Source organism: Faecalimonas nexilis, assembly GCF_059731825.1.
The window spans coordinates 2542589-2565315 of the sequence record NZ_AP029189.1; the positions used below are offsets into that span (position 1 = coordinate 2542589).

At 41.5% G+C, this 22727-nt stretch carries 23 protein-coding genes; 5 read left to right on the plus strand and 18 right to left on the minus strand.

Annotation, left to right across the window (positions count from 1 at the left end; translation table 11 throughout):
* Positions 1-2 precede the first annotated feature (2 nt).
* The 13 genes from AC6I5B_RS12795 to rho form a co-directional block, all read right to left on the minus strand.
* Complete coding sequence (locus AC6I5B_RS12795) at positions 3-620, minus strand: DUF4867 family protein (RefSeq protein WP_004611042.1); 618 nt, start codon at positions 618-620, stop codon at positions 3-5.
* Between the two features lie 136 nt (positions 621-756).
* A complete protein-coding gene (locus AC6I5B_RS12800; protein WP_497773387.1) occupies positions 757-1590 on the minus strand; it encodes an AraC family transcriptional regulator in 834 nt (277 codons plus the stop codon).
* A gap of 22 nt (positions 1591-1612) precedes the next feature.
* Positions 1613-2296, minus strand: coding sequence for a DNA alkylation repair protein (locus AC6I5B_RS12805; protein WP_004611044.1), 684 nt, complete (start codon positions 2294-2296; stop codon positions 1613-1615).
* A gap of 1 nt (position 2297) precedes the next feature.
* Positions 2298-3146, minus strand: coding sequence for a DUF368 domain-containing protein (locus tag AC6I5B_RS12810; RefSeq protein ID WP_118208304.1), 849 nt, complete (start codon positions 3144-3146; stop codon positions 2298-2300).
* Positions 3140-4216, minus strand: a complete 1077-nt coding sequence (gene hisC, locus AC6I5B_RS12815) for a histidinol-phosphate transaminase (protein WP_022251181.1) — start codon at positions 4214-4216, stop codon at positions 3140-3142. The genes AC6I5B_RS12810 and hisC overlap by 7 nt, the downstream gene beginning before the upstream one ends.
* Before the next feature lie 15 nt (positions 4217-4231).
* Positions 4232-5419 (minus strand): pyridoxal phosphate-dependent aminotransferase, encoded by a 1188-nt coding sequence (locus AC6I5B_RS12820; protein ID WP_118208303.1) that lies wholly within the window; start codon positions 5417-5419, stop codon positions 4232-4234.
* A gap of 14 nt (positions 5420-5433) precedes the next feature.
* Positions 5434-6339 (minus strand): DUF2156 domain-containing protein, encoded by a 906-nt coding sequence (locus AC6I5B_RS12825; RefSeq protein ID WP_004611048.1) that lies wholly within the window; start codon positions 6337-6339, stop codon positions 5434-5436.
* 103 nt (positions 6340-6442) lie between these two features.
* On the minus strand, positions 6443-8179 hold the full coding sequence (locus tag AC6I5B_RS12830; protein WP_117787043.1) for an ABC transporter ATP-binding protein: 1737 nt from the start codon (positions 8177-8179) through the stop codon (positions 6443-6445).
* A 166-nt stretch (positions 8180-8345) separates the two neighbouring features.
* On the minus strand, positions 8346-9416 hold the full coding sequence (prfA, locus tag AC6I5B_RS12835) for a peptide chain release factor 1 (RefSeq protein WP_044986492.1): 1071 nt from the start codon (positions 9414-9416) through the stop codon (positions 8346-8348).
* 55 nt (positions 9417-9471) lie between these two features.
* The gene (prmC, locus tag AC6I5B_RS12840; RefSeq protein ID WP_118208302.1) at positions 9472-10335 is read right to left on the minus strand and encodes a peptide chain release factor N(5)-glutamine methyltransferase; all 864 of its coding nucleotides are present in this window, start codon (positions 10333-10335) and stop codon (positions 9472-9474) included.
* Complete coding sequence (locus AC6I5B_RS12845) at positions 10332-11264, minus strand: DUF1385 domain-containing protein (protein WP_004611052.1); 933 nt, start codon at positions 11262-11264, stop codon at positions 10332-10334. The genes prmC and AC6I5B_RS12845 overlap by 4 nt, the downstream gene beginning before the upstream one ends.
* A 71-nt stretch (positions 11265-11335) precedes the next feature.
* On the minus strand, positions 11336-11539 hold the full coding sequence (gene rpmE / locus AC6I5B_RS12850) for a 50S ribosomal protein L31 (protein WP_022251186.1): 204 nt from the start codon (positions 11537-11539) through the stop codon (positions 11336-11338).
* Between the two features lie 149 nt (positions 11540-11688).
* On the minus strand, positions 11689-13014 hold the full coding sequence (gene rho / locus AC6I5B_RS12855) for a transcription termination factor Rho (protein WP_004611054.1): 1326 nt from the start codon (positions 13012-13014) through the stop codon (positions 11689-11691).
* Between the two features lie 201 nt (positions 13015-13215).
* On the opposite strand from rho, the gene AC6I5B_RS12860 reads away from it, so the two are divergent.
* The 5 genes from AC6I5B_RS12860 (at position 13216) to AC6I5B_RS12880 (ending at position 17520) form a co-directional block, all read left to right on the plus strand.
* Positions 13216-14364 carry an NAD(P)-dependent malic enzyme gene (locus tag AC6I5B_RS12860; protein ID WP_004611055.1) on the plus strand — a complete coding sequence of 383 codons (1149 nt, stop codon included), beginning with the start codon at positions 13216-13218 and terminating at the stop codon, positions 14362-14364.
* Positions 14364-15296 carry a tRNA modification radical SAM protein MnmL/YtqA gene (gene mnmL / locus AC6I5B_RS12865; protein ID WP_004611056.1) on the plus strand — a complete coding sequence of 311 codons (933 nt, stop codon included), beginning with the start codon at positions 14364-14366 and terminating at the stop codon, positions 15294-15296. Before AC6I5B_RS12860 ends, mnmL begins: the two co-directional genes overlap by 1 nt.
* A gap of 12 nt (positions 15297-15308) precedes the next feature.
* A complete protein-coding gene (locus AC6I5B_RS12870) occupies positions 15309-15821 on the plus strand; it encodes a DUF4364 family protein (protein ID WP_004611057.1) in 513 nt (170 codons plus the stop codon).
* Positions 15822-15943: 122 nt separating this feature from the next.
* On the plus strand, positions 15944-16672 hold the full coding sequence (locus AC6I5B_RS12875; protein WP_004611058.1) for an ABC transporter ATP-binding protein: 729 nt from the start codon (positions 15944-15946) through the stop codon (positions 16670-16672).
* Positions 16673-16674: 2 nt separating this feature from the next.
* Positions 16675-17520, plus strand: a complete 846-nt coding sequence (locus AC6I5B_RS12880) for a DUF2705 family protein (RefSeq protein ID WP_004611059.1) — start codon at positions 16675-16677, stop codon at positions 17518-17520.
* A 43-nt stretch (positions 17521-17563) separates the two neighbouring features.
* Here the strand turns inward: AC6I5B_RS12880 and AC6I5B_RS12885 are convergent, their stop codons facing one another.
* The 5 genes from AC6I5B_RS12885 to AC6I5B_RS12905 form a co-directional block, all read right to left on the minus strand.
* Positions 17564-18895, minus strand: coding sequence for a replication-associated recombination protein A (locus AC6I5B_RS12885; RefSeq protein WP_004611061.1), 1332 nt, complete (start codon positions 18893-18895; stop codon positions 17564-17566).
* Between the two features lie 13 nt (positions 18896-18908).
* Positions 18909-19628, minus strand: a complete 720-nt coding sequence (locus tag AC6I5B_RS12890; RefSeq protein ID WP_004611062.1) for a tRNA threonylcarbamoyladenosine dehydratase — start codon at positions 19626-19628, stop codon at positions 18909-18911.
* An 18-nt stretch (positions 19629-19646) separates the two neighbouring features.
* Positions 19647-20318, minus strand: a complete 672-nt coding sequence (locus AC6I5B_RS12895; RefSeq protein ID WP_004611063.1) for a polysaccharide deacetylase family protein — start codon at positions 20316-20318, stop codon at positions 19647-19649.
* Positions 20319-20420: 102 nt separating this feature from the next.
* The gene (locus AC6I5B_RS12900) at positions 20421-21002 is read right to left on the minus strand and encodes a flavin reductase family protein (RefSeq protein WP_004611064.1); all 582 of its coding nucleotides are present in this window, start codon (positions 21000-21002) and stop codon (positions 20421-20423) included.
* 10 nt (positions 21003-21012) lie between these two features.
* Positions 21013-22662 carry a putative manganese-dependent inorganic diphosphatase gene (locus AC6I5B_RS12905; RefSeq protein WP_022251192.1) on the minus strand — a complete coding sequence of 550 codons (1650 nt, stop codon included), beginning with the start codon at positions 22660-22662 and terminating at the stop codon, positions 21013-21015.
* Positions 22663-22727: the final 65 nt, after the last annotated feature.

The window sequence follows — 22727 nt, forward strand, 5'->3', positions numbered from 1 at the left end:
TCTTATGACAATGTAATATTTTCACCTTTTAATCCGTTAAATGCACCTGCAATTTTTGCCTCTTCATGTGCGATCAGCCACTTGTTCTTCGCAGTCATCAGGCGATCTTCGCCTTTTTCTTTCAATGCAAATGTAATCTCTGTGTTTGTATCTTTCGGAAGTACAACTACACATCGAAAACCTTTTTCTCCTACGCTGCACGGCGCATAGTGAAGCGTCGTCGCATATACTTCAATCGCAGTCCCTGCCGGAACAAGAAAAGCTTCTACTAAAGAAGTATCGTAAGTGTCATCTTCTTTGATGTCCTGCTGAGCACCCAGCAGTAAAATCAAATCCGTAACCGCCACATTTACCTCAGAACTTCTATGATATTCCAGTGCATTTAATGTATGGTTGTGACCGTTGCAATATCCGATTTGGATCGGGAGTCCCCCATACATACTATTTTGAAAATCTCTCGCCACACTAAGTACTTCCAGTTCCTCTACAGACGGCACATAAATGACATCTTCCGGAAGAGGTGTATGCTCCATCTCTCTGATAAGTTCTGCACAATCATACTGAGCAAGCACTTTTCCATATTTCTTAAAAGCTTCATCTGTTATCTTCTGAATTTTCATCCCGCTTCCTCCTGAATTGCTTTATTTCTACTTGCATTTTAGCACCGTTTTTTTGTCGCTTCTTCCAAAAACTTATCCATGTGATGGCAATTTCTTGTCATTTTCATATTCCCCTCATACAATGATATTCGATTGATTACAGCATATGCTTGCGATATTCACTTGGCAGCATTCCATATTTCTTCTGAAACTCTTTTGCAAATGCCTTTTGATTCGAAAATCCATGTTTTGCCGCAATCTCACTGATTGTCTTGTCCGTTTTGACAAGCTCCTGATAAGCATACTCTACACGCACACTTTGTAAATACGCTTTATAATTGATCTTTGCATACTTCTGAAACATTTTTGATAAATACGTCGGCGAATACCCAAATATCTCTGCAATATACTCCAACGATAATTCTTTTTGATAATTATCTCGGATATAGGAAGTAATCGATGAAAGCCGATTCAACTTCCTGTGATTTTTCACCATATCCTCACTCACTTCATTAATGCGATACTGTGTGATCATGAGGTACATAAGCATGTAGAACTGACTTTGTACTTGAAACTCATATCCGCATGCTCTCTTGACGTAATTCTCATACATATTCTGAATTAATTCCATCATCTGACTGTCGTCCACACCAGGTTCATGGGAAAACAATACAAATCGTTCCTCAGAATAGTAATTTTCAAACGTTGCCATTGGAATCTGCAGTACTATCGTCAGATTCGGTTTCGGTGAAAAAACAGAGTGAACCTCATTCGAGTTCACGATAATAAATTCTCCCGCTTTGAGCGGCACTTTTTTCTCATCTAAAATAAATGTAAGACTCCCTTCAAACACGGCAAAAATTTCAATTGAACGATGCCAGTGTCTGTCCCTCACATAATTTCCTTCTTTGCCCTCAAACACAAACAATTTGAATGGCAGATCTTCATTTGGTACGACAAGCTCATGTTTATACGCTGTCTCTTTTTCCATATTTTCTCACCTTCCCCCTTTCCTACTTTCTTTTCATACTGCGAATCATCTGTTTCGTCTCTTTTGATATCTTTAAAGATTCGGTAATCTTTTGCAGCGCTTTATTGTATGTAAAATCATCCAGGTTGTTTTTCTTCAAATATGCCATCGTCTCATCGGGAAGCTTAATATAATAAATAGAAACTGCCCATGCGACTGCCATTTTTACATAATAGTCTTCATTCCGTATCTGGTCAAGCAGAGCGAGGCCTTCTTTTACATGCTCTCGATCAGTATAATAATCGAGCAGCATGACAACACCAAACCGAATATAATACGGTCTTGCATCTTTCAGATACGGTACGATAAATTCCCACATCTCCTGCGGATATTGTTTCGGCAGCTTCAGTCCCGCACAAAAACTGTCACATACCGCCCAATTATCAATCTTTGGGAGAAACTGTTCCACTTGAATAAGTATCTCTGAAAGTTCTGCTTTTATATATCCGATTACCAGTCCCTGCAGCATAATCTCTTCAAAGCTGTCATCTTTTGCCTCTTCCAAATAAGTTCGCCAATCTGTTTTTGCAAGCTCTTTTGCAAGTTTTCGAAGCTTTGGGATTCTCACTCCAAGCATATTTTCTTTCGGAACATTCGGTGTCAATTTTGCCATAAACGCACGAAAGTCTGGCTCTGCCAGACTTTCTAATCTCATTCGGATATTCATCTTACTCACCGCCAAGCTTGCTTGCCGCAAACCATCCTGCCGCAAATGTAACTACGCTTATCACAATTATAATCACAGAAACACCGCTCCAGTCTGTCTTTAACAGAATTGCAATTGGAGATGCAAGAATCAGACCGATGATCGCATAATATGCATGAATCTCTGCCTTCGAGAAAATAAACTCAATGATTTTCGCAATCAGGAATATTCCTATTACTACACCAATTCCAAACGGTGCAAGAATACCGACACCTGTTAAAAGTCCATTCATGTCAAATGCCATAAGTGCATCAATAAAATTATTAATTGCTTTCAAAATCGTATCATAATATCCAAGCAGCATCAGCATCATGGAACCACTGACTCCCGGTACTACCATCGTCGCTGCTGCAATGACACCGACTCCAAACAGCTTCACTACATTAATTACATTGAAACTTACATCTGCTGCATTCCCACTTGTCTCTCCCATCACTGCCATCAAGATTACAATTCCAAAAAATGCCAAAAACGGAATGATCTTTCCGACTGTCACCGCATGTCCCTTCACTTTTTTAAAGATAAACGGAAGACTTCCTGCAATCAGACCGCAAAACGCAAAATTCGTCGGAATCGGATATGTCTCCAGCAGGAACTCAAACAATCTTGACAATGCGACAATCGCAATTCCCGCTCCGATAAAAATTGGGATTAAAAGTTTCATACCTTCCTTGAATTCTTTTTTCAGATGTGTAATGGCATGGATCAGCCGGTCGTAAAGTCCCATGGCAACCATCATCGTCCCACCGCTCACACCAGGAATAATGTTAGCAATCCCCACTACCATTCCCTGTAATACTTGCTTTAACATGTTTTAATCTCCTTACGCTCTTCTATGTATGTTTTCAGAAACGAAATCAACATTTCCATCTCTTGTCTTGTTCCAATCGAAATCCTTAAATAATCTTTGATTCTGGAACCTCCTAAAAATCTAACATAGATGTCCTCTTTTTTCAAGGCTTCAAACAATTCTTTTGCGTCGAATTCAGGATGCTTTGCAAAGATAAAGTTAGATCTGGAATCCGGAAATACAAATCCAAGCGCAGAAAGTTCCTTTTTTGACCACTCTCTAGTCTCTATGATCTTTGCTGTCTGCTCTTCAAAGTATATTCTGTCTTTCACTGCCTCCACGCCACAGACCAGCGACGTCTGATTCATCGTATAAGAATTGAAAGAATATTTCGCATCATTGAGATATTTGATCAAGGTCGGATTGCTGATGGCATAACCAATACGCATTCCTGCCATAGAACGAGCTTTCGAAAATGTCTGCACGACAATCAGATTGTCATATCGGTCAATCAGCTCCATCGCCGATTTCCCCGCAAAATCAATATACGCCTCATCCACAATCACGATCACATCCTGATTGTGCTGCAGAATATCCTCCACAAAATCCAACTCTTCATAGATTGAAGTCGGAGCATTCGGATTCGGGAAAATAACACCGCCATTTTCTTTGTAGTAATCTTCTTTTACAATACGGAACTGTGAATCAACCTGTGGACACTCATATGGAATCCGGTAAAGCTCTGCCCACACTTTGTAAAAAGAATAGGTAATATCCGGAAACAAAATTGGTTTTTGGGAATTGAAAAATGTGAGAAAACACATTGCCAGCACATCATCCGAGCCAACCCCCACAAATACCTGTTCATCCTTCACACCATAATATTCCGCCAATGTATGTACGAGTTCTCCTGCCGTTGGATCCGGATAACGGCGCATCAGGTCTGTATCCATATTCTGAAGCGCCGTGCGCACTCCCGGCGCCGGCGGATACGGATTTTCATTTGTATTCAATTTGATCACATTTCCCTGTGGCTGTTCTCCCGGAACATACGGCTCTACTTTTCTGATATTGTTTTCAAATACTCTCATCTTTTTATCCTTCCTTTAGAAGTACTCTTTTGCAAGTTCTTTAAATTTCGGCAGTGAATTTACAATGGTCTCATGCGATACGCAATATGCGATACGCACATATCCAGGACATGCAAAAGAACTTCCCGGAACGATCAGTATATTATATTTTTTCGCCGCCTGACAGAACGCCTTCTCATCTGCCACCGGTGATTTCACAAACAGATAAAAAGCTCCTTCCGGCTTAATGCATTCAAATCCAAGCTCTGACAAACCGTTGTAAAGTGTCTCTCTGTTTCTGTCATAGTAAGAAATATCTGTCTTTTCATTCAAACATCTTTTTACAACCTTCTGCTGCAAAGTCGGTGCGTTGACAAACCCTAAAATACGTGTCGCCACACTCGCCGCTGAAATCAAGTCTTCACTGTCTGCCGCTTCATCCGGAATCACAAGATACCCAATTCGTTCGCCCGGCAGCGAAAGCGATTTGCTATAAGAATAACCGACAATTGTATTGTTATAGTATTTTGTCAGATATGGTACCTCCACACCATCATATGCCAGTTCACGATACGGTTCATCGGAAATCAGATAGATATCTGTTCCAAATTCTTTTTGTTTTTCTTCCATGATAGCAGCCAGCTTTTGAATCGTCTCCTCTGAATACACAACTCCGGTCGGATTATTCGGTGTATTTACGATAACCGCCTTCGTCTTTGCCGTAATCTTCTGCTCAAACTCATCAAGTTTCGGCTGGAAATTTTCTGTATTAGGAGAAACCTCAACAAGCACACCATCAAAATTTGCTGTGTAACTTCTGTATTCTCCAAAATATGGCGCAAACGCGATCACTTCGTCTCCCGGATTCAGCAAAATCTTCAACGCTACATTAAGTCCACCTGCCGCTCCGACTGTCATGACAATGTTATTTCCGGAAAACGCTGTCTCAAACCGCTCATTTAATGAATCTGCCACTGCCTGTCTCACATCTGCATAGCCTGCATTGCTGTTCGTATAGCCGTGAAGCGCCACCGGATCTTCTTCATTCAAAATGTCAATCATTGCCTGCTTTACAGCCTCCGGAGCCGGGACATTCGGGTTCCCAAGACTAAAATCAAACACATTCTCCGCTCCATAAATCTGTGCCAGACGATTCCCCTCCTCGAACATCGCACGGATTGCGGAGCTGTTTGCCACCATATTTTTCATCTTTTCTGCTATCATCGTATCGTTCTCCTTTATGATTCTGATTTTTTTGTAACAACGCCTTTTTCTACAAGGAATACCGGGCGGTAAGACAATTTCGCCTTGCGAAGTCCCTCAGCTCCTGTATCTTCCTCGCGGTTGACATATTTGTAATTCATACATTCATGCTCTACAAATTGCTGATTGATCATTGGATACGCTCCCTGCACATCCGCAAATGCCTTCTCAATATGAACCACAAATGTATCTTCACTGATCGGCTCTCCCATGGTAAATGCCACAATCTCTCCATTTACCCGAAGAAGTCCTCCTTTCAATTCCAGTTCTTCAAACAAACGCAGCGAATTGAGTGTCACGCACATCTCTGCATTCTTTTCCACATCTTCCTCACATCCGCTTTCATTTCTCCACTTCAACGCCATCTGGAAACATTCTTCTACATTCTCCTTTGTGATCGGCTCATAACACCAGTCATCAAATGTCGCCTTAAATTTGTTGATATGATTTCGTTTCGCATGAAGTTTTTTGCCGGACAATGTCGCAAGTTTTTCCGATTCATACACATAATCAGCAATATCTCTGTTGTACTCAATCTGGTACTGTCCCGGATACCACTCCTCCAGTTGTCTGAAGTTATCCTCCGTTACATTATATAACACAAATGGCGCCTCTTTTTTTGCACTATATTCCATCAAAAATTCAAGCACCCGTTTCACATCCTCCGCGGCTCCTACCGGATAGGCAAACGCCAGACCGTGATCCTCTGATTTGAATACAATCGTATGTTCTATCTCTGCAAATGTCACTTTATAGTGTCTTGACCATAAAAATACATTGACAAATGTTCTCTCACAGCTGCGGCTCGGATATTTCCGAAAATAGGACTCTATAAGTTCGCGGTCTTCTATTTCCGGTCGTTTAAACTGAATTTCTTCCATAAAATTACCCTTCTCCTTTGCTATTTTTTCATACTTTAAAAGTATACCATATTTTTCCCACTTTTTTAGTCGGACTTGAAAAAATTTACATTTCTTTTATATACTAAGAACGGAACTGCATTTGATAAAGTGATTCATATACACCTTTTTTTGACATCAATTCTTCATGTGTTCCTTCTTCTTCAATTCCATTTTCTGTCAGCACAAGAATCCGCTTTGCATTGCGAATTGTTGACAGACGGTGTGCAATCACAAACGTCGTCCGGTCTTTTGCAAGTTCTTCTAACGACTTTTGTACTACCTGTTCACTCTCATTGTCAAGCGCCGATGTCGCCTCATCAAAAATAAGAATCGGTGGATTCTTCAAGAACACACGGGCAATCGAAAGTCTCTGTTTCTGCCCTCCTGACAATTTCACTCCGCGCTGTCCGATATCGGTATCATATCCTTCCGGAAAACTCATGATAAATTCATGTGCATTTGCCCGCTTTGCCGCGCGAATAACTTCCTCGTCTGTCGCATTTGGATTGCCATAGCGGATATTGTCCATGATCGTTCCTGCAAACAGATACACATCCTGCTGTACAATTCCGATATTGTTTCGCAAATCCGCCAATTTTATATGCCTGATATCCATTCCATCAATCTGAATGCTTCCCTCAGACACATCATAAAATCTCGGTATCAAACTGCAAAGCGTTGTCTTGCCGACTCCTGACGGTCCCACTAATGCCATATAATCTCCCGCATCTACTTTTAACTGAATATTATTTAATACTTTCTCTGCACTTTCTTCATAGTAGAAAGAAACGTTTTCAAATGTAATATCTCCCTTTAGATGATCTACAGCTATCGCATCCTTTTCATCTTTGATATCCGGTGCAATTGCCATAATTTCCTGAAATCGCTCAAATCCAGAATATCCATTTTGGAACATCTCTGTAAAGTTCATCAGTTTTTTTACAGGTTCTACGAAATTATTGATATACAGCAAAAATGTAACCAAATCTGTCACGATGATCGTACCCGATGTCAAAAAGCTTACTCCAGCCAAAAGCACTGCAACAGTCACAAGCGTTGTCAATGCACTTAATCCCGAATTATATCCTGCCATATACCGGTAGCTTACTTTTTTTGCATTCACAAAATTCTTATTTCCCTGATTGAATTTCTTCATCTCAATCTCTTCGTTTGCAAACGACTTTACCACACGGATACCGGAAAGACTGTCCTCAATCTGGCTGTTGATATCCGCGATTTTCTCGCGGTTGCGCTTAAATGCACGTTTCATCTTTCGATTATAGTACCATGCAAACAGAGCCATCACCGGCACGAACACAAACGCAACAATTGTAAGCGGTGCATTGATATTGATCAAAATCACAAATGCACCGACCAGTTTTATGATCGAGATGACCACGTCCTCCGGCCCATGATGCAAAAGCTCCGTAATATCAAATAAATCACTCGTAATACGCGACAATAATGCCCCAACCTTCTGATTGTCATAAAAAGCAAATGTCAGTTTCTGATAATGCCCAAAGATGTCACTGCGCATATCTGCTTCCATATAAGCCCCCATAATATGCCCATAATATGCAATAAAATAATTGCAGCCAAACTCGACGATAACGAGTCCGATCATCACCGCACCTAATACGAGAATTGTCTGCATCGCTTTATGGTGATTAAAATAAACCACCTCATTCGTGATATAGCGCACGATCAGCGGAATCACTAACGTGATAACTGCTCCCAAAATTGCAAAAAACATATCACTGTAAAACAAAACCCGATACGGTTTATAATATGAAAATAATTTTTTTAATTTTTCTCTCATCAGATGTTTCTCCTCCTTCTTCTCAAATATCATACTATAGGAAGAAAAAAAGTGCAATCCTGCTCGATATAAATGAATTCTACGAGGCAGAACAAAAATATCAATCAAAAAAATAGAAATCAGCTCTTCTTACATTCTTAAGCCAATTTCTATTTCTTTTTATAATCTATTCATTCATATTCGCCAGTTTCGCCGCCTGGTCTGCCGCAATCAGGCTATCGATGATCTCGTCCAGATCTCCATTCATAATGTTATCAATCTTATACAATGTCAATTTGATACGGTGTTCTGTCACACGTCCCTGTGGGAAGTTGTATGTTCTGATCTTTTCAGAACGATCTCCTGTACCAATCTGGCTTCTTCTTGCTTCCGCCTCTGCTGACTGCTGTTTTTCCAACTCTAACTCATACAGCTTTGAACGAAGTAAACGGAACGCTTTTTCCTTGTTCTGTAACTGTGATTTTTCTGTCTGGCTGTAAATTACAATTCCTGTCGGGTAGTGAGTCAGACGAACCGCTGAGTCAGTTGTATTGACACACTGTCCACCATTTCCGGACGCACGCATAACGTCGATACGGATATCTTTTTCATCAATGACAACATCCACTTCTTCCGCCTCCGGCATGACTGCCACAGTGATTGTAGAAGTGTGGATACGTCCGCCGGATTCTGTCTCCGGAACACGCTGCACACGATGTACACCACTTTCATATTTCATTCGTGAATATACACCTTGACCACTTACCATAAATACAACTTCTTTGAATCCTCCGATCCCATTTTCACTAAATGAAATCATCTCGGTCTTCCAATGCCTGCTCTCCGCATAATGCACATACATACGGTACACTTCTGCCGCAAACAATGCGGATTCATCTCCACCTGCACCCGCGCGGATCTCGACCATAATGTTCTTATCATCGTTCGGGTCTTTTGGAAGAAGTAAAATCTTCAATTCATGCTCCAGCTCTTCCACACGCTTTTTAGAAGAAGAAAGCTCCTCTTTTGCAAGCTCGCGCATCTCTTCGTCAGACTCCATCTCCAACATCTCTTCACTGTCTGTGATTGCCTGCTTCGCACTCTTATATTCATTGTATGCTTCTACAATCGGAGCAAGATCTGATTGCTCTTTCATCAATTTTCTGAAACGATTCTGATCGTTTGCCACATCCGGTTCCTGCAGTTCACTCATAAGCTCTTCAAAACGAATAAGCAAATCATCTAATTTATCAAACATGTCCATTCCTCCATATTCTCATCCGCCCGCATGGCGGGCAACATTTTCTTCTATACTATATACCTTTTTCTATGTGTTCACCTTCTGCAATATTGTACACGCCAAAGACAACCCGGTCAAGTCCTGCGAGGTCCTTTTTCACCATCACATCCTCAAATCCGGCTTTTTCCATCAGACATTTTACATCCTGCCCCTGATCATGTCCAATCTCAAAATACAACATTCCACCTTTTTTCAGATACATCGGACTTTGTTCTATCAATTTTCTATAAAAATAAAGTCCATCCTCTTTTCCGTCAAGAGCAAGAATCGGATCGTGGCATCTCACCTCTTCTTTTAATTCTTCAATCACCGCTGTTCTGATATATGGTGGATTTGACACAATCACATCATACTTATCCACAATATTTTCAAATAAATCGCTTTTTATCAACAGTGGTTCCACCTGATGTTTCTCGGCATTTTTTTTTGCTGTCTTCAGAGCTTCGTCTGAAATATCTGCTCCCACTCCCTGCGCGATCTTTCCTAATTTCATCAGACTGATCAGTATACAACCGGAACCGGTACACATATCCAGCACTTTCATCTGTGGCTGAACATAAGACAGCACACATTCCACCAACGTCTCCGTGTCTTGCCTTGGAACAAGGACATGTTCATTGACCGCAAATTCCAATCCCATAAATTCCTGAACACCTGTGATATGCTGAAGTGGAATATGCTGCGCCCTCTGCTCCAGATAGGCTTTATATAAAGAGTCCTGCTCATCCGTGATCTTCTCATCCGGCTTCAAAAAATATGCTGTTCTGTCAAGCCCTGTGACAAATTCAAGCAGATACCATGCATCAACAGAACACTCTTCAATCCCAGCTGCGTTTAATCGCTCCCGGCCATATTCATACGCTTCTTTCAATGTCATCTTACATCCGCTCCAAAATTTTCTCTCAGATATTCTTTCCAGTCAAATACTTCCTCCACTGCCTTGATTGCCACTTCGATCATATCGTCTTCCGGCTCTTTTGTCGTCAGATTCTGAAGCGCCAGTCCCGGTTTACTCAAAAGCTCTACGACTGGATTGTCGCTGTTTCCCGCCAAACGAATCATCTCATAAGAAATTCCTGCAATCAGTGGAATCAGCGCAATACGGAGCACAACTCTTAGCACCGGAGATTCTACGGTAATAAAAAAACATACAATGATGCTGACAAACAACACAAAAAACAGAAAGCTTGTTCCACAACGTTTGTGCTGCTTCGAACTTTTTCTTACATTCTCCACATTCAACTCTAATCCGTGCTCAATGCAATTGATACATTTATGCTCTGCACCGTGGTACATAAAAACCCTCTGTATATCCTTCATCCGAGAAATGAGCAAGATATAGCCGATAAAAATAGCAATTCTGATCAAACCTTCTATGACAGACTTTATAAATCTGGAGGAAATAACTTTGTCAAACAAACCGGAAATAAAATATGGCAGCACCATAAATATTCCCATCGCCAGCACAATCGAAACTGCCACGGTAATTCCCATAAGCACATTTTCCTTTTTCTCCTGTTTCTTTGCTTCTTCCTCCGTCAAGACACGTGACGTCTCCTCCTCTTCATAAAAGCTGGCTGAATAAGTAAGCGTCTTCATACCTAATACCATGGAATCTATAAAATTAAAAATTCCTCTGATAAACGGAATCTTAGTGAGCTTTTCCCACTTTATAAAACTCCTATATTCGTCTTTTTTGACTTCAATCTCTTTGTCAGGCTTTCGCACTGCAACCGCATAGTCCTTGCCGTTTTTCATCATAATTCCTTCGAGTACAGCCTGACCGCCTATGTTTGATGATTTCATAGTTCCTGCCTTTCCATAAAGAAACAAAAGGGTTGAGATGCATTGACCTCAACCCGTTCATTTGGATTCTCTTATTCCTGAATTCCGTATTTTTTGTTAAACTTATCAACACGACCACGAGCCTGAGCAGCTTTTTGTTGTCCTGTGTAGAATGGATGACATTTTGAACAAATTTCTACGTGGATATCTTCTTTTGTAGATCCTGTTACAAATGTGTTCCCACAGTTACATGTTACTGTTGCTTGATGGTATTCTGGATGTATTCCTTCTCTCATGATTTTCACCTCTTTAATAATTTTATTTGTGCGTAGGCCATCGTCTGTCAAGTACATCTCAAACGATGCCCGCGATGATTTCTACTTTCTAAACAGCTTTGTCATTGTACCACAGATGCCAGTTCTTTGCAAGTTTTTCTATAAATTTTTTATAAAAACTTCGTCTTTTTTACCATTTGAACAAATTCTTCGTTGTTCTTTGTACGTGCAAACATGTTCAAAATGTTGTCTACTGCCTCATCCGGCTTCATTCCATTCAACGCTTTTCGCATTGTATAAACCGCCTCCTGCTCCTCCGAAGACAGCAGAAGATCCTCACGTCTTGTCCCTGATTTTGGAATATCAATCGCAGGGAATACTCGTTTTTCCTGTAATTTACGATCTAATACAAGTTCCATGTTACCGGTTCCTTTAAATTCTTCATAGATGACATCATCCATCTTACTTCCGGTATCTACAAGCGCTGTGGCAAGAATGGTAAGGCTTCCGCCTTCTCTCATATTTCTCGCCGCACCAAAGATTCGTTTTGGCATATGAAGCGCAGCCGGATCAAGACCTCCCGACAATGTTCTTCCACTCGGTGGAACAGTAAGGTTATATGCCCTTGCAAGTCTTGTAATACTGTCTAACAGAATCATGACATCTTTTTTATGCTCTACCAGGCGTTTTGCACGCTCGATCACCATCTCTGATACACGTCTGTGATGTTCCGGCAGCTCGTCAAATGTAGAATAGATCACTTCTACATTCTCTCCTGTGATTGCTTCTTTTATGTCTGTTACTTCTTCCGGACGCTCATCAATCAGAAGAATCAGCAAATGCATCTCCGGATTATTTTTCAAAACAGACTGTGCCACCTGCTTTAACAGCGTTGTCTTACCCGCTTTCGGCGGAGACACGATCATACCACGTTGTCCTTTTCCTATTGGCGACAACAGGTCTACAATCCTCATCGCCGTACTGCTCTGTCCGTTCTCAAGACGCAGTCTTTCATTCGGGAAAATCGGTGTCATATCTTCAAAATTCGCTCTTTTTGTCGCCTCACTCGGAGAAACTCCATTAATCTTTGTAAGATACAAAAGGGCGCTGAATTTTTCTGCCTGTGTCTTAATCCTTGTATTTCCGGAGATAATATCTCCAGTCTTCAAGCCAAATCTGCGGATTTGAGACGGGGAAACATACACATCATTCTCTCCCGGAAGATAATTATCGCTTCGAATAAATCCATATCCATCCGGGAGTACCTCTATAATTCCGTGTGCCACCATGCCGCTGTCAAGCTGCTCAATATCTGCCACACCGGCTTTTTCATTCTTAATCTCCTCTTTTACTTCTTTTGCTTTATCTTTTTCGTCCTGTTCCAGCATCAGTTCTATCAGCTCTGATTTCTTCATAGTGCTGACACCTTTTAATTTTCTTGCTTTCGCAATATCTCTTAATGCTGCTAGTGACAGAGATTCATACTTTTCTCTCATACTTACATCCTTTCTCTATTCAAATACCATACTGTGGGATTTCACTGTCTGAATTGACTACATTGAATTTTCTGATTCCTATTATACACTACTTTTCTCAGAAGATAAAGTATTTTTTTCATCTCAGTTGATTTGAGTTCCGCACAATGGTATGATAATGTACGAAACAAAAACTAAAATGTAATAAAAGGGTGTGGAAAAATGACAACAAACGAAAAAGCCTTACAAATGCACGAACAGTGGAACGGTAAACTAGAGACAACCGCCAAGGCGCATGTAAACTCCAGAGAAGATCTTGCAATCGCATATACACCTGGCGTTGCCGAGCCATGTAAAGTCATCGCAAAAGAACAAGAGGCAGTCTATAAATATACTATGAAAGCTAATACTGTAGCCGTTATCTCTGACGGAAGTGCAGTTCTCGGTCTCGGAAATATCGGGGCATATGCAGCGCTTCCTGTCATGGAAGGAAAAGCAGTTCTTTTCAAAGAGTTCGGTCAGATCAATGCAGTTCCAATCTGTCTTGACACACAGGATACAGAAGAGATCATCAAAACTATCGTAAATATTGCCCCGGCATTTGGAGGAATCAATTTGGAAGATATTTCTGCTCCACGTTGTTTTGAAATTGAAGAACGATTAAAAGAATTGTTGGATATTCCGGTATTTCACGACGACCAGCACGGAACTGCCATTGTAGTGCTCGCCGGAATCATCAACGCATTAAAAGTGACAGGAAAGCAAAAAGACTCATGCAAAGTAATCGTAAACGGTGCCGGTTCCGCTGGAATTGCCATCACAAAACTACTTTTGACTTATGGCTTTTCTCACATTACTATGTGTGATATCAATGGAATTCTTTCCAAAAATTCGCCGAATTTAAACTACATGCAGAAATACATGACCGAAGTGACCAATTTGGAAGAAAAAGAAGGAACACTTGCCGATGCTCTCTGTGGCGCAGATATTTTCATCGGTGTCTCCGCGCCAAACATCGTGACGGAAGATATGGTTGCTTCCATGAATAAGGATGCCATCCTTTTTGCCATGGCAAATCCTGTCCCTGAGATCATGCCTGACCTTGCAAAAAAGGCTGGTGCAAAGGTTGTCGGAACAGGACGCTCTGATTTTCCAAATCAGGTAAACAATGTCGTTGCTTTTCCTGGAATCTTCCGCGGCGCTTTGGAAGGACGCGCCACACAGATTACAGAAGAGATGAAACTTGCGGCTGCCCATGCCATCGCCGGACTTGTAGCTGAGGAAGATTTAAGCGATACCAATATTCTTCCGGAAGCGTTTGATCCACGCGTTGCAGATGCAGTAAGCGCTGCAGTAAAGGCTTTGATCTAATGGAGCGCTGGGGTGACAAGCGATATTATTCGCTTGACTATTATGTCAAACAGACCTTTCACGAAAAGCTTTATAAAATTGCACTGGATGGAGGTATGACTTGCCCGAATCGGGATGGAACACTCGGAAACACCGGCTGTATTTTTTGCAGCGCCGGAGGATCCGGGGACTTTGCCGGTGATCGGAACGTCTCCATTAAAGAACAAATTTCAGACGGAAAAAGCCTTGTCCAGCGCAAACACACCGGCTCTTCCTATATTGCCTATTTTCAGGCATATACGAATACCTATGCCCCCGTCTCCTACTTGGAACAGATTTTTATGGAGGCACTTCAGGAACCGGATGTAAAAGTCCTGTCCATTGCAACAAGACCGGACTGCCTGTCGGACGATATTTTAGATTTGCTGAATCGTCTGAATCAGATCAAACCGGTCTGGATTGAGCTTGGACTACAGACAATACACGAAAAAAGCGCCGAGTTTATCCGACGAGGATATCCTCTTTCTATGTTTGAGCGGGCAGTCACTCAATTGCATCATATCGGAATTCCGGTCATCGTTCATACCATCTTGTGTCTCCCCAATGAGACTAAACAGATGATGCTTGATACGATTTCTTATCTCAACAGGCTTCCGATTCAAGGCATAAAATTACAACTGTTGCACATTTTAAAACATACAGACCTTGCCAAGTCCTATGAGCAGTCTCCATTTTGGCTTCCTTCTTTGGAGGAATATCTGGAATTACTTGGGGTTCTGATCTCCCACCTTCGTCCGGATATTGTAGTCCACCGACTCACAGGAGACGGTCCAAAGAATTTACTGATCGCGCCCAAATGGACTGCGAACAAGCGTCTTGTGCTGAACAGTATTCAAAAATATTTTAAGGATACTGATATTTGGCAGGGGAAAGATTATCTTTCTCATGCTTAGAAAGGAGCAGTTATGTCAGAACCATTTACACTTTATAAATTGATTGTTTTATATATGTTGGAAAAATTGGATTTTCCGCTTACCAACGGACAAATTTCGGAATTTATTCTTGATAAGGGTTACACTACCTACTTCACCTTACAGCAGGCTCTCTCCGAGATGGTAGAATCCAATCTGATCCGCGAAGAATTTGTTCACAATCGCACACTTTATCATCTCACAGAGGAGGGACTTGAGACCATACAATATTTCAAGACAAACATCTCTTCCGCCATCCGTGAAGATGTCGATGCCTTTATCGAAGAAAAACGATATGAACTCAAAGATGAAGTATCTGTCAAAGCAGACTATTATAAAAATATGAGCCATGAATTTTCTGTAAGATGCCAGATTATTGAAAACGCTTCACCGCTCATTGATTTGACTCTCACTGTCCCTACTGAAGAAGAAGCGATTGCTGTCACTAATAACTGGAATAAAAATCATCAGGAAGTCTATGCGCTCATTATGCAGCATCTTTTATAAAATATTACACATTAAGAATGTGCCCATGCACATTCTTTTTTTATTTTTCTCTTGACAAATAAAACTTTTAAGAATATTATTGTATTAACTCAATAATACATTAGTACAAGAGGAGGATTCTTATGAATGCTGTATTGAAAACATCACAATTAACGAAAACATATAGTAGCAAGCAGGTTGTAAAAGAATTGTCTATGACCATTCAGCAAGGAGATATTTACGGCTTTATCGGGAAAAATGGCGCCGGAAAAACAACTTTGATCCGTATGATCGCCGGACTTGCCACTCCATCTTCCGGTTCCATTGAATTATTTGGAAGCAGTGACCTTGTAAAAGAACGTGCAAAGATCGGCACGGTAATTGAGTCTCCGGCACTCTTCCCAAATATGACTGCCCGTGAAAATCTCATCACACAGTGCCGCATCGCAAATGTAAAAGATCTGCGTGTAGTGGACGAGACACTGGAACTTGTAGGACTTTCCAATACCGGAAAGAAAAAGGCAAAGAATTTTTCTCTTGGTATGCGCCAAAGACTTGCCATTGCAATTGCACTGATCGGAGATCCTGAATTTCTGATTCTGGATGAGCCGACCAACGGGCTGGATCCAGAAGGGATCAAAGAGATTCGTGACCTAATCTTACATCTGAATCAGAAAAAGCATATTACGGTATTGATTTCCAGCCATATCCTAAGCGAGCTATCCAAATTTGCCACCCGCTATGGCATTATACATAATGGCTCTCTTATCGAGGAATTTACAGAAGAAGAACTATGGAAACGTTGTATTTCTGAAAATGGTCAGGAATTTGGACTGGAAGAATATTTCTTAAAAGTGATTGGAGGAAAATAATTATGAAGAGTTTGATAAGAAGTGATTTTTACAAATTAAGAAAAGCGAAATCTTTCTGGGTATGCATGATTCTCGCTGTCGCACTCGCTGTATTCAGTGTATTGATCATGGATTTTTCTGTAAAACTGATGGATAAAGTACCGCAGCAGGCAGCTCAGGAAGAGGCAGCACTGGAAGAAAGCGGATTGAATATATCTACCGACGGTATCCCGATGAGCTCTGCGGATCTAAATGCTTCCAACATGCTCCTCATGCAGTTTGCCGGAACAACAACCATTTTGATCTCCATCTTTGTGTCACTGTTTGTCGGTGGAGAATTTTCACACGGAACGATCAAAAATCTTGCTTCCAAAAATCATACCCGCACCCAGATCTATCTTTCCAAGATAATCGTTTCTGTCATCGCCGCAATCGTCATGACTCTCCTTTACGCCGTTGTAGCTACAGGTCTTGGCACAGCTCTCTGGGGCTTTGGCAAAGTTGACAGTTCGTTTGTCGCTAACGCTTGCAAAGGTATCGGGATTGAATTTCTTTTGGTAAGCGCATTCACTGCCGTGTTTGTCATGTTCAGCATGTTGATCCGTCAAAGTGGAGGTGCGATTGCCGCCAATATCTTCTTTTTGGAATTTATCTCTCTCATCGTCATGTTCGGAGAGATGATCATTAACAAGATTTTCGATACGTCTATCACGCTCTCGAATTATCTGATTGACACAAACATGACACAGATTGCCACTTCCGATATTACCGGAAAACTGGCCGCAAGAAGTATCTGCGTAGCTTTCGGATTTTTTATCGTTGCCACAGCGATTGGACTGATTTCTTTCCGAAAACGAGATATCAAATAACAAAACAGGAACAGAAGGCTTTGAAAACCTCCTGTTCCTGTTTTTATGAATCCTGTCTGCGGCTCTTAAGTCTGTCCAAACGTTCTTTCATATTCTTTTCATATCCAATCTCTGTCGGGAAATAGAACTTCGCATCTTTAATCTCATCCGGCAGATACTGCTGCTCCACATAGTGCTCCGGATAATCATGTGCATATTTATACCCTATCCCGTGTCCCAATTTTGCGGCTCCTTTGTAATGCGAATCCTGAAGATGAGCCGGGACAGTTGTCTTATAATTTCTCACATTTTCAAGTGCGGCATCCACCGCAAGATATGCCGCATTGCTCTTTGGTGCCGATGCGATGTAGGTGACTGCCTGCGCAAGTACAATACGCGCTTCCGGCATACCAAGCCTCTCTACTGCCTGTGCCGCCGAAACTGCTACCGTCAATGCATTCGGGTCTGCATTCCCCACATCTTCCGACGCAGAAATCATAATTCGTCGGGCAATGAATTTGATATCTTCCCCCGCATAGAGCATTTTTGCAAGATAGTATACCGCCGCATCCGGATCAGACCCACGCAGACTTTTGATAAAAGCAGAAATAGTATCGTAGTGGTTATCTCCAGTCTTATCATATCGAACAACTCTCTTCTGAATACATTCCTGAGCCACGTCTAACGTAATATGAATCTTTCCATCTTCTTTGCTTCTCTCTGTCGTCAAAATGCCAAGCTCTATTGCATTCAACGCATTTCTTGCATCTCCCCCTGCAATGTCAGCCAAAAACTCCAACGCATCGTCATCGATATCAGCTCTGTAACTTCCCATACCTTTTATTTCGTCATATACAGCTCTTTTTAAAAGCACTTTGATATCTTCCTTCGTCAGCGCCCTCAATTCAAAGACGCTGGATCTGGAAATCAACGCACTATTCACTTCAAAATACGGATTTTCTGTCGTCGCACCAATTAAAATAAGCGTTCCATCTTCTACAAACGGCAATAGATAGTCCTGCTGTCCTTTGTTAAATCGATGGATCTCGTCGACAAACAGAATGGTCTTCTGTCCATACATGCCAAGATTGTCTTTCGCCTTACGGACAACCTCCTCCATATCTTTTTTCCCTGCAACTGTTGCATTGATCTGTGTAAATTGTGCACTCGTTGTGTTCGCAATAACCTTTGCGAGTGTCGTCTTTCCTGTTCCAGGAGGTCCATAAAAAATAATCGAACTCAGCTTGTCCGCTTTGATCGCCCGATATAAAAGCTTATCCTGCCCGATGATATGCTGCTGTCCAACCACTTCTTCCAGCGTTTTCGGGCGCATTCTGGAAGCAAGCGGAGACTCTTTTTGCGCTGCATTTTCACGCATATAATCAAATAAATCCATTTTCTCAACTCCTCTATTCTACTCCCGCAAGCGTCCGAATCACTTCTCCCGCAATGAGAAGTCCCGCAACCGGCGGCACAAATGAAATACTTCCCGGCAGTGCCCGCCGTTTGCCCATATTTTCTCCGGTTGATTTTCCAGATGTATCCACCGGTTTTTCTTTCGAGTACAACACCTTCAAATGTTTGATCCCTCTTTCTTTGAGCTCTTTTCGCATCACCTTGCACAGAGGGCATACTGATGTCTTTGAAATATCAGTAATCTCAAACAGCTCCGGATGCAGTTTATTTCCTGTTCCCATACAGCTGATGATCGGGATATCCTGCTGCTTTGCATATTCCACAAGCGCCAGTTTTGCGGTAACTGTGTCAATCGCATCTATAATGTAATCCACTTTCCGATCAAAAATCTCATGCAGATTTTCCGGCAGTATAAATTTTTCATGTGTGATGACCTCAATTTCAGATGAAATGTCCCATATACGATCTTTCATCAATTTTGTCTTATACTGCCCTATTGTACTGTGATACGCGATAGACTGGCGGTTAATGTTGGTCAGTGTCACTTTATCATTGTCCACTAAGATCAGTCTCCCAACTCCGCTTCTCGCCAGCGCCTCAATGCAGTGCGATCCGACTCCTCCCACTCCAAGCACCATAACAGTTGCATCTTTCAGTCTTTGTAAGCCCTCTTTTTCGACAAGTAATTCTGTTCTGGAATATTCATGTATCATAAACTAAAATCCTCTTTTCTAATCTAATAGTAGTTCGTCGGCAGTGACAAATTCAAATCCTTCTTTTTGCAGGATATCGATAATACGAAGCGCTGCCTGAACCGAACTTTGATAGCAGTCATGCAATAAGATAATATCATTTTCTTTCGCCTCCGTCACTACCTTATTCACAATTTCATCTACATTTTCGGTTGTCCAATCAAGCGGATCAATCGACCACATCACAGGAAGTACATTCATCTCCTGCTCCAGTTTTTTCTTCCACGCCCCAAACGGCGGACGTACATATTCGATTTCCTTTCCGAGCATCTCTTTCAGTACAGTATTGGTCTTTTCAATTTCTTCTCTCGCCTTTTTGTCCCCTATTTTCGTGATTTCCACATGATTATAGGTATGATTTCCTACCAGATGTCCCTCATTACTTTCTCGTTTTACAATATCCGGATAGGAGACAGCGCTTTTTCCGATCACAAAGAATGTCGCCTTTACCCCTCGGTCTTTCAGTCCGTCCAAAAGCTCTTCTGTATAGACACTCGGTCCATCATCAAATGTGATTGCAATTTTCGGTTTCTCACTCACTTCCACTGCCGCATCTACAGGCTTTGTCTTGTTCCAATACCCTGCTATTCCCAGCAGACATACTGCGTATAGCATGGAAAATGCAAATGCTGCTTTTTTATACCGCATCATTTTTCTGATTCCTTTTGTTTCCTCAACACTATGTATATGTTTGACAGAGCATATATATTTTCAAAAAAAGAAGAAGGAGTTTCCCTTCTAAAACTTTCCTTCTTACTTTTTACGTTTCTTTTTCTTTTTTACACTGTAGCCAAAAGTTCCTATTGTTTTTCCCAACCCGAGATATTCTCCATGTGAGTATGCCAAAAGTCCAGTTTCATTCAGACAGAACTTTCCTGTCTCATTCATATACTCTTCGCTTACCTGAACCGCCATGACTTTGGCGATAAACATATGATGGCTTCCGAGTTCTTTGATCTCTTCCACCTTACATTCTATATTTACCGGACACTCCTCGATAATCGGCGCGTACTGAAGTTCTTTTGCCTTTCCCCTCGTCAAGTGCATCTCTTTCCATTTATCCACATCTCTGCCGGAACGCACGCCACAGTAATCCGTCGCTTTTGCCAATTCCTCTGTAGTAAGATTGACAACAAACTCTCCGGATTCTTTGATCATGGAATACGAATAACGTTCCGGACGCACTGATATATATAGCATTGCCGGATTCGTACAGATTGTTCCTGTCCAGGCAATCGTCAGGATATTCGTCTGCCCTTCCGCATTTCCGGCACTCACCATGACTGCCGGAAGCGGGTAAATCATATTCCCCGGCTTCCAACTCTGTTTTCCCATCTGTATCCTCCTACTGCTGCAGCGAGATTACAAAAGCTGGTATCAATTGTTTTTTACGAGACACAACACCTTTTAACATAATCTCTTCTATATCATCAGACAGATCAAACGCCTCCAGCACCTGCTCTCTTGCGCCGTTTCCACAGCACAACAGCTCTGTTGATTCCTGAATAATATTGGTCAGCATGAAAAACACCATATCTACCTGCTGTGCCTGTCTTGCCTTTTCCATATACGGCAAAAGCTTTGATTTAATCTCCTGTAATTCATCACGGCTCATCGAATTAATCTGTCCTACTCCGAATGTAACATCGCCGACTGTAAATTTCTTAAAGTCCTGAAAGCAGATTTCCTCTGCCGTCTTTCCTTTCAGATTACTTCCTGCCTGGAACATATCCTGTGCCAGTTCCTCAATATTGATCTTCGCAAGTTCTGCCAGCTCTTCTGCCGCTATACGGTCGATTCCTGTACAGGTCGGTGAGCGAAACATCAATGTATCTGAAATAATTGCAGAACACAACAGACCAGCAATCGTCTCATTGATCTTAATCTGGTTTTCCCTATACATCTGGTAAACGATAGTCGCCGTACATCCCACCGGCTGATTTCTAAAATAAACCGGTCCGACAGTCTCAAGACTTCCCAATCTGTGGTGATCAATAATCTCCAAAATCTCTGCCTCTTCAATTCCGTCTACTGCCTGCGACTTCTCGTTGTGGTCAACTAAAATGACCCTCTTCTTACTTGCCTCCAACAGACGACGTCTGGAAATCAGACCATATACATCTCCTTTTCTGTCTATGACAGGAAAATCCCGATATCTCTTTTTCGCCATCTCTTCTTTTACCATCTCCACATAATCTAATGTGTTAAACGATGTCAGATTTTCTGTGCTCATAAAATATTTTACAGGAATACTTTGGTTGATCAGCCTTGCCACTGTGAAGGTATCATGTGGCGTTGTGATCACAACGATACTTCTCTCCTCTGCCAGTTTCTTAATTGTCTTTGACACCTGTGCCCCCTGGCATACAATAAGACAGCTTGCATCCATCTCAATTGCACAGAGCTGTGATTCATATCGGTTTCCTAAGATAACCAGATCGTCTTTTTCAATAAAGCTCTCCATCATATCCGGACTGGAGGCAGCAATTACTACCTTCCCTTTTACAAAATATGCATGCGGATTGCCAATCACAATCTCACCGTCGAGCGTATTGATAATATTCTGATACTGTGTTCTTGCTGTCGCAAGAATCTTACTGTCATATACATCCATATAGGAAGTCGCGATATCCCCTGTTGTGATCACGCCTTCCAACTTATGATCTCTTGCCACGGGCAATGTATGCACATTTTCTTCTTTCATCATCGCCCAAGCCTCTTTGATCGAGGTGCTGCTCTTAATTCCTTCAATTCTCTTGATATCCATATCTTTTACTTGAAGGTGTACATTTGCAAGCAATCTTGGAGCCTCTACGCCAAAATGCCTCAACACAAACTGTGTCTCTTCATTGATCTGCCCGGCTCTTCTTGCCGTGTACTCATTGTTTGAAATCTGATTTTTCAAATTCGCATAGGCAATCGCAGAACAGATAGAATCGGTATCCGGATTTTTATGTCCTACTACATATACTCTCTTTGATTTCTTATTTTCCATTTACTTCACTTCCTTTTGCTCTTTTAGGTTGCCATTTTTTTTTGCATTTGTCAAATAATTTCTGA

Excerpts from the sequence above, each read along its gene's own strand:
- AC6I5B_RS12795 (WP_004611042.1), bottom strand. The coding sequence starts at position 620 with ATGAAAATTCAGAAGATAACAGATGAAGCTTTTAAGAAATATGGAAAA.
- AC6I5B_RS12800 (WP_497773387.1), bottom strand. The coding sequence starts at position 1,590 with ATGGAAAAAGAGACAGCGTATAAACATGAGCTTGTCGTACCAAATGAA.
- AC6I5B_RS12805 (WP_004611044.1), bottom strand. The coding sequence starts at position 2,296 with ATGAATATCCGAATGAGATTAGAAAGTCTGGCAGAGCCAGACTTTCGT.
- AC6I5B_RS12810 (WP_118208304.1), bottom strand. The coding sequence starts at position 3,146 with ATGTTAAAGCAAGTATTACAGGGAATGGTAGTGGGGATTGCTAACATT.
- hisC (WP_022251181.1), bottom strand. The coding sequence starts at position 4,216 with ATGAGAGTATTTGAAAACAATATCAGAAAAGTAGAGCCGTATGTTCCG.
- AC6I5B_RS12820 (WP_118208303.1), bottom strand. The coding sequence starts at position 5,419 with ATGATAGCAGAAAAGATGAAAAATATGGTGGCAAACAGCTCCGCAATC.
- AC6I5B_RS12825 (WP_004611048.1), bottom strand. The coding sequence starts at position 6,339 with ATGGAAGAAATTCAGTTTAAACGACCGGAAATAGAAGACCGCGAACTT.
- AC6I5B_RS12830 (WP_117787043.1), bottom strand. The coding sequence starts at position 8,179 with ATGAGAGAAAAATTAAAAAAATTATTTTCATATTATAAACCGTATCGG.
- prfA (WP_044986492.1), bottom strand. The coding sequence starts at position 9,416 with ATGTTTGATAAATTAGATGATTTGCTTATTCGTTTTGAAGAGCTTATG.
- prmC (WP_118208302.1), bottom strand. The coding sequence starts at position 10,335 with ATGACATTGAAAGAAGCGTATGAATATGGCCGGGAGCGATTAAACGCA.
- AC6I5B_RS12845 (WP_004611052.1), bottom strand. The coding sequence starts at position 11,264 with ATGAAATCATCAAACATAGGCGGTCAGGCTGTACTCGAAGGAATTATG.
- rpmE (WP_022251186.1), bottom strand. The coding sequence starts at position 11,539 with ATGAGAGAAGGAATACATCCAGAATACCATCAAGCAACAGTAACATGT.
- rho (WP_004611054.1), bottom strand. The coding sequence starts at position 13,014 with ATGAGAGAAAAGTATGAATCTCTGTCACTAGCAGCATTAAGAGATATT.
- AC6I5B_RS12860 (WP_004611055.1), top strand. The coding sequence starts at position 13,216 with ATGACAACAAACGAAAAAGCCTTACAAATGCACGAACAGTGGAACGGT.
- mnmL (WP_004611056.1), top strand. The coding sequence starts at position 14,364 with ATGGAGCGCTGGGGTGACAAGCGATATTATTCGCTTGACTATTATGTC.
- AC6I5B_RS12870 (WP_004611057.1), top strand. The coding sequence starts at position 15,309 with ATGTCAGAACCATTTACACTTTATAAATTGATTGTTTTATATATGTTG.
- AC6I5B_RS12875 (WP_004611058.1), top strand. The coding sequence starts at position 15,944 with ATGAATGCTGTATTGAAAACATCACAATTAACGAAAACATATAGTAGC.
- AC6I5B_RS12880 (WP_004611059.1), top strand. The coding sequence starts at position 16,675 with ATGAAGAGTTTGATAAGAAGTGATTTTTACAAATTAAGAAAAGCGAAA.
- AC6I5B_RS12885 (WP_004611061.1), bottom strand. The coding sequence starts at position 18,895 with ATGGATTTATTTGATTATATGCGTGAAAATGCAGCGCAAAAAGAGTCT.
- AC6I5B_RS12890 (WP_004611062.1), bottom strand. The coding sequence starts at position 19,628 with ATGATACATGAATATTCCAGAACAGAATTACTTGTCGAAAAAGAGGGC.
- AC6I5B_RS12895 (WP_004611063.1), bottom strand. The coding sequence starts at position 20,318 with ATGATGCGGTATAAAAAAGCAGCATTTGCATTTTCCATGCTATACGCA.
- AC6I5B_RS12900 (WP_004611064.1), bottom strand. The coding sequence starts at position 21,002 with ATGGGAAAACAGAGTTGGAAGCCGGGGAATATGATTTACCCGCTTCCG.
- AC6I5B_RS12905 (WP_022251192.1), bottom strand. The coding sequence starts at position 22,662 with ATGGAAAATAAGAAATCAAAGAGAGTATATGTAGTAGGACATAAAAAT.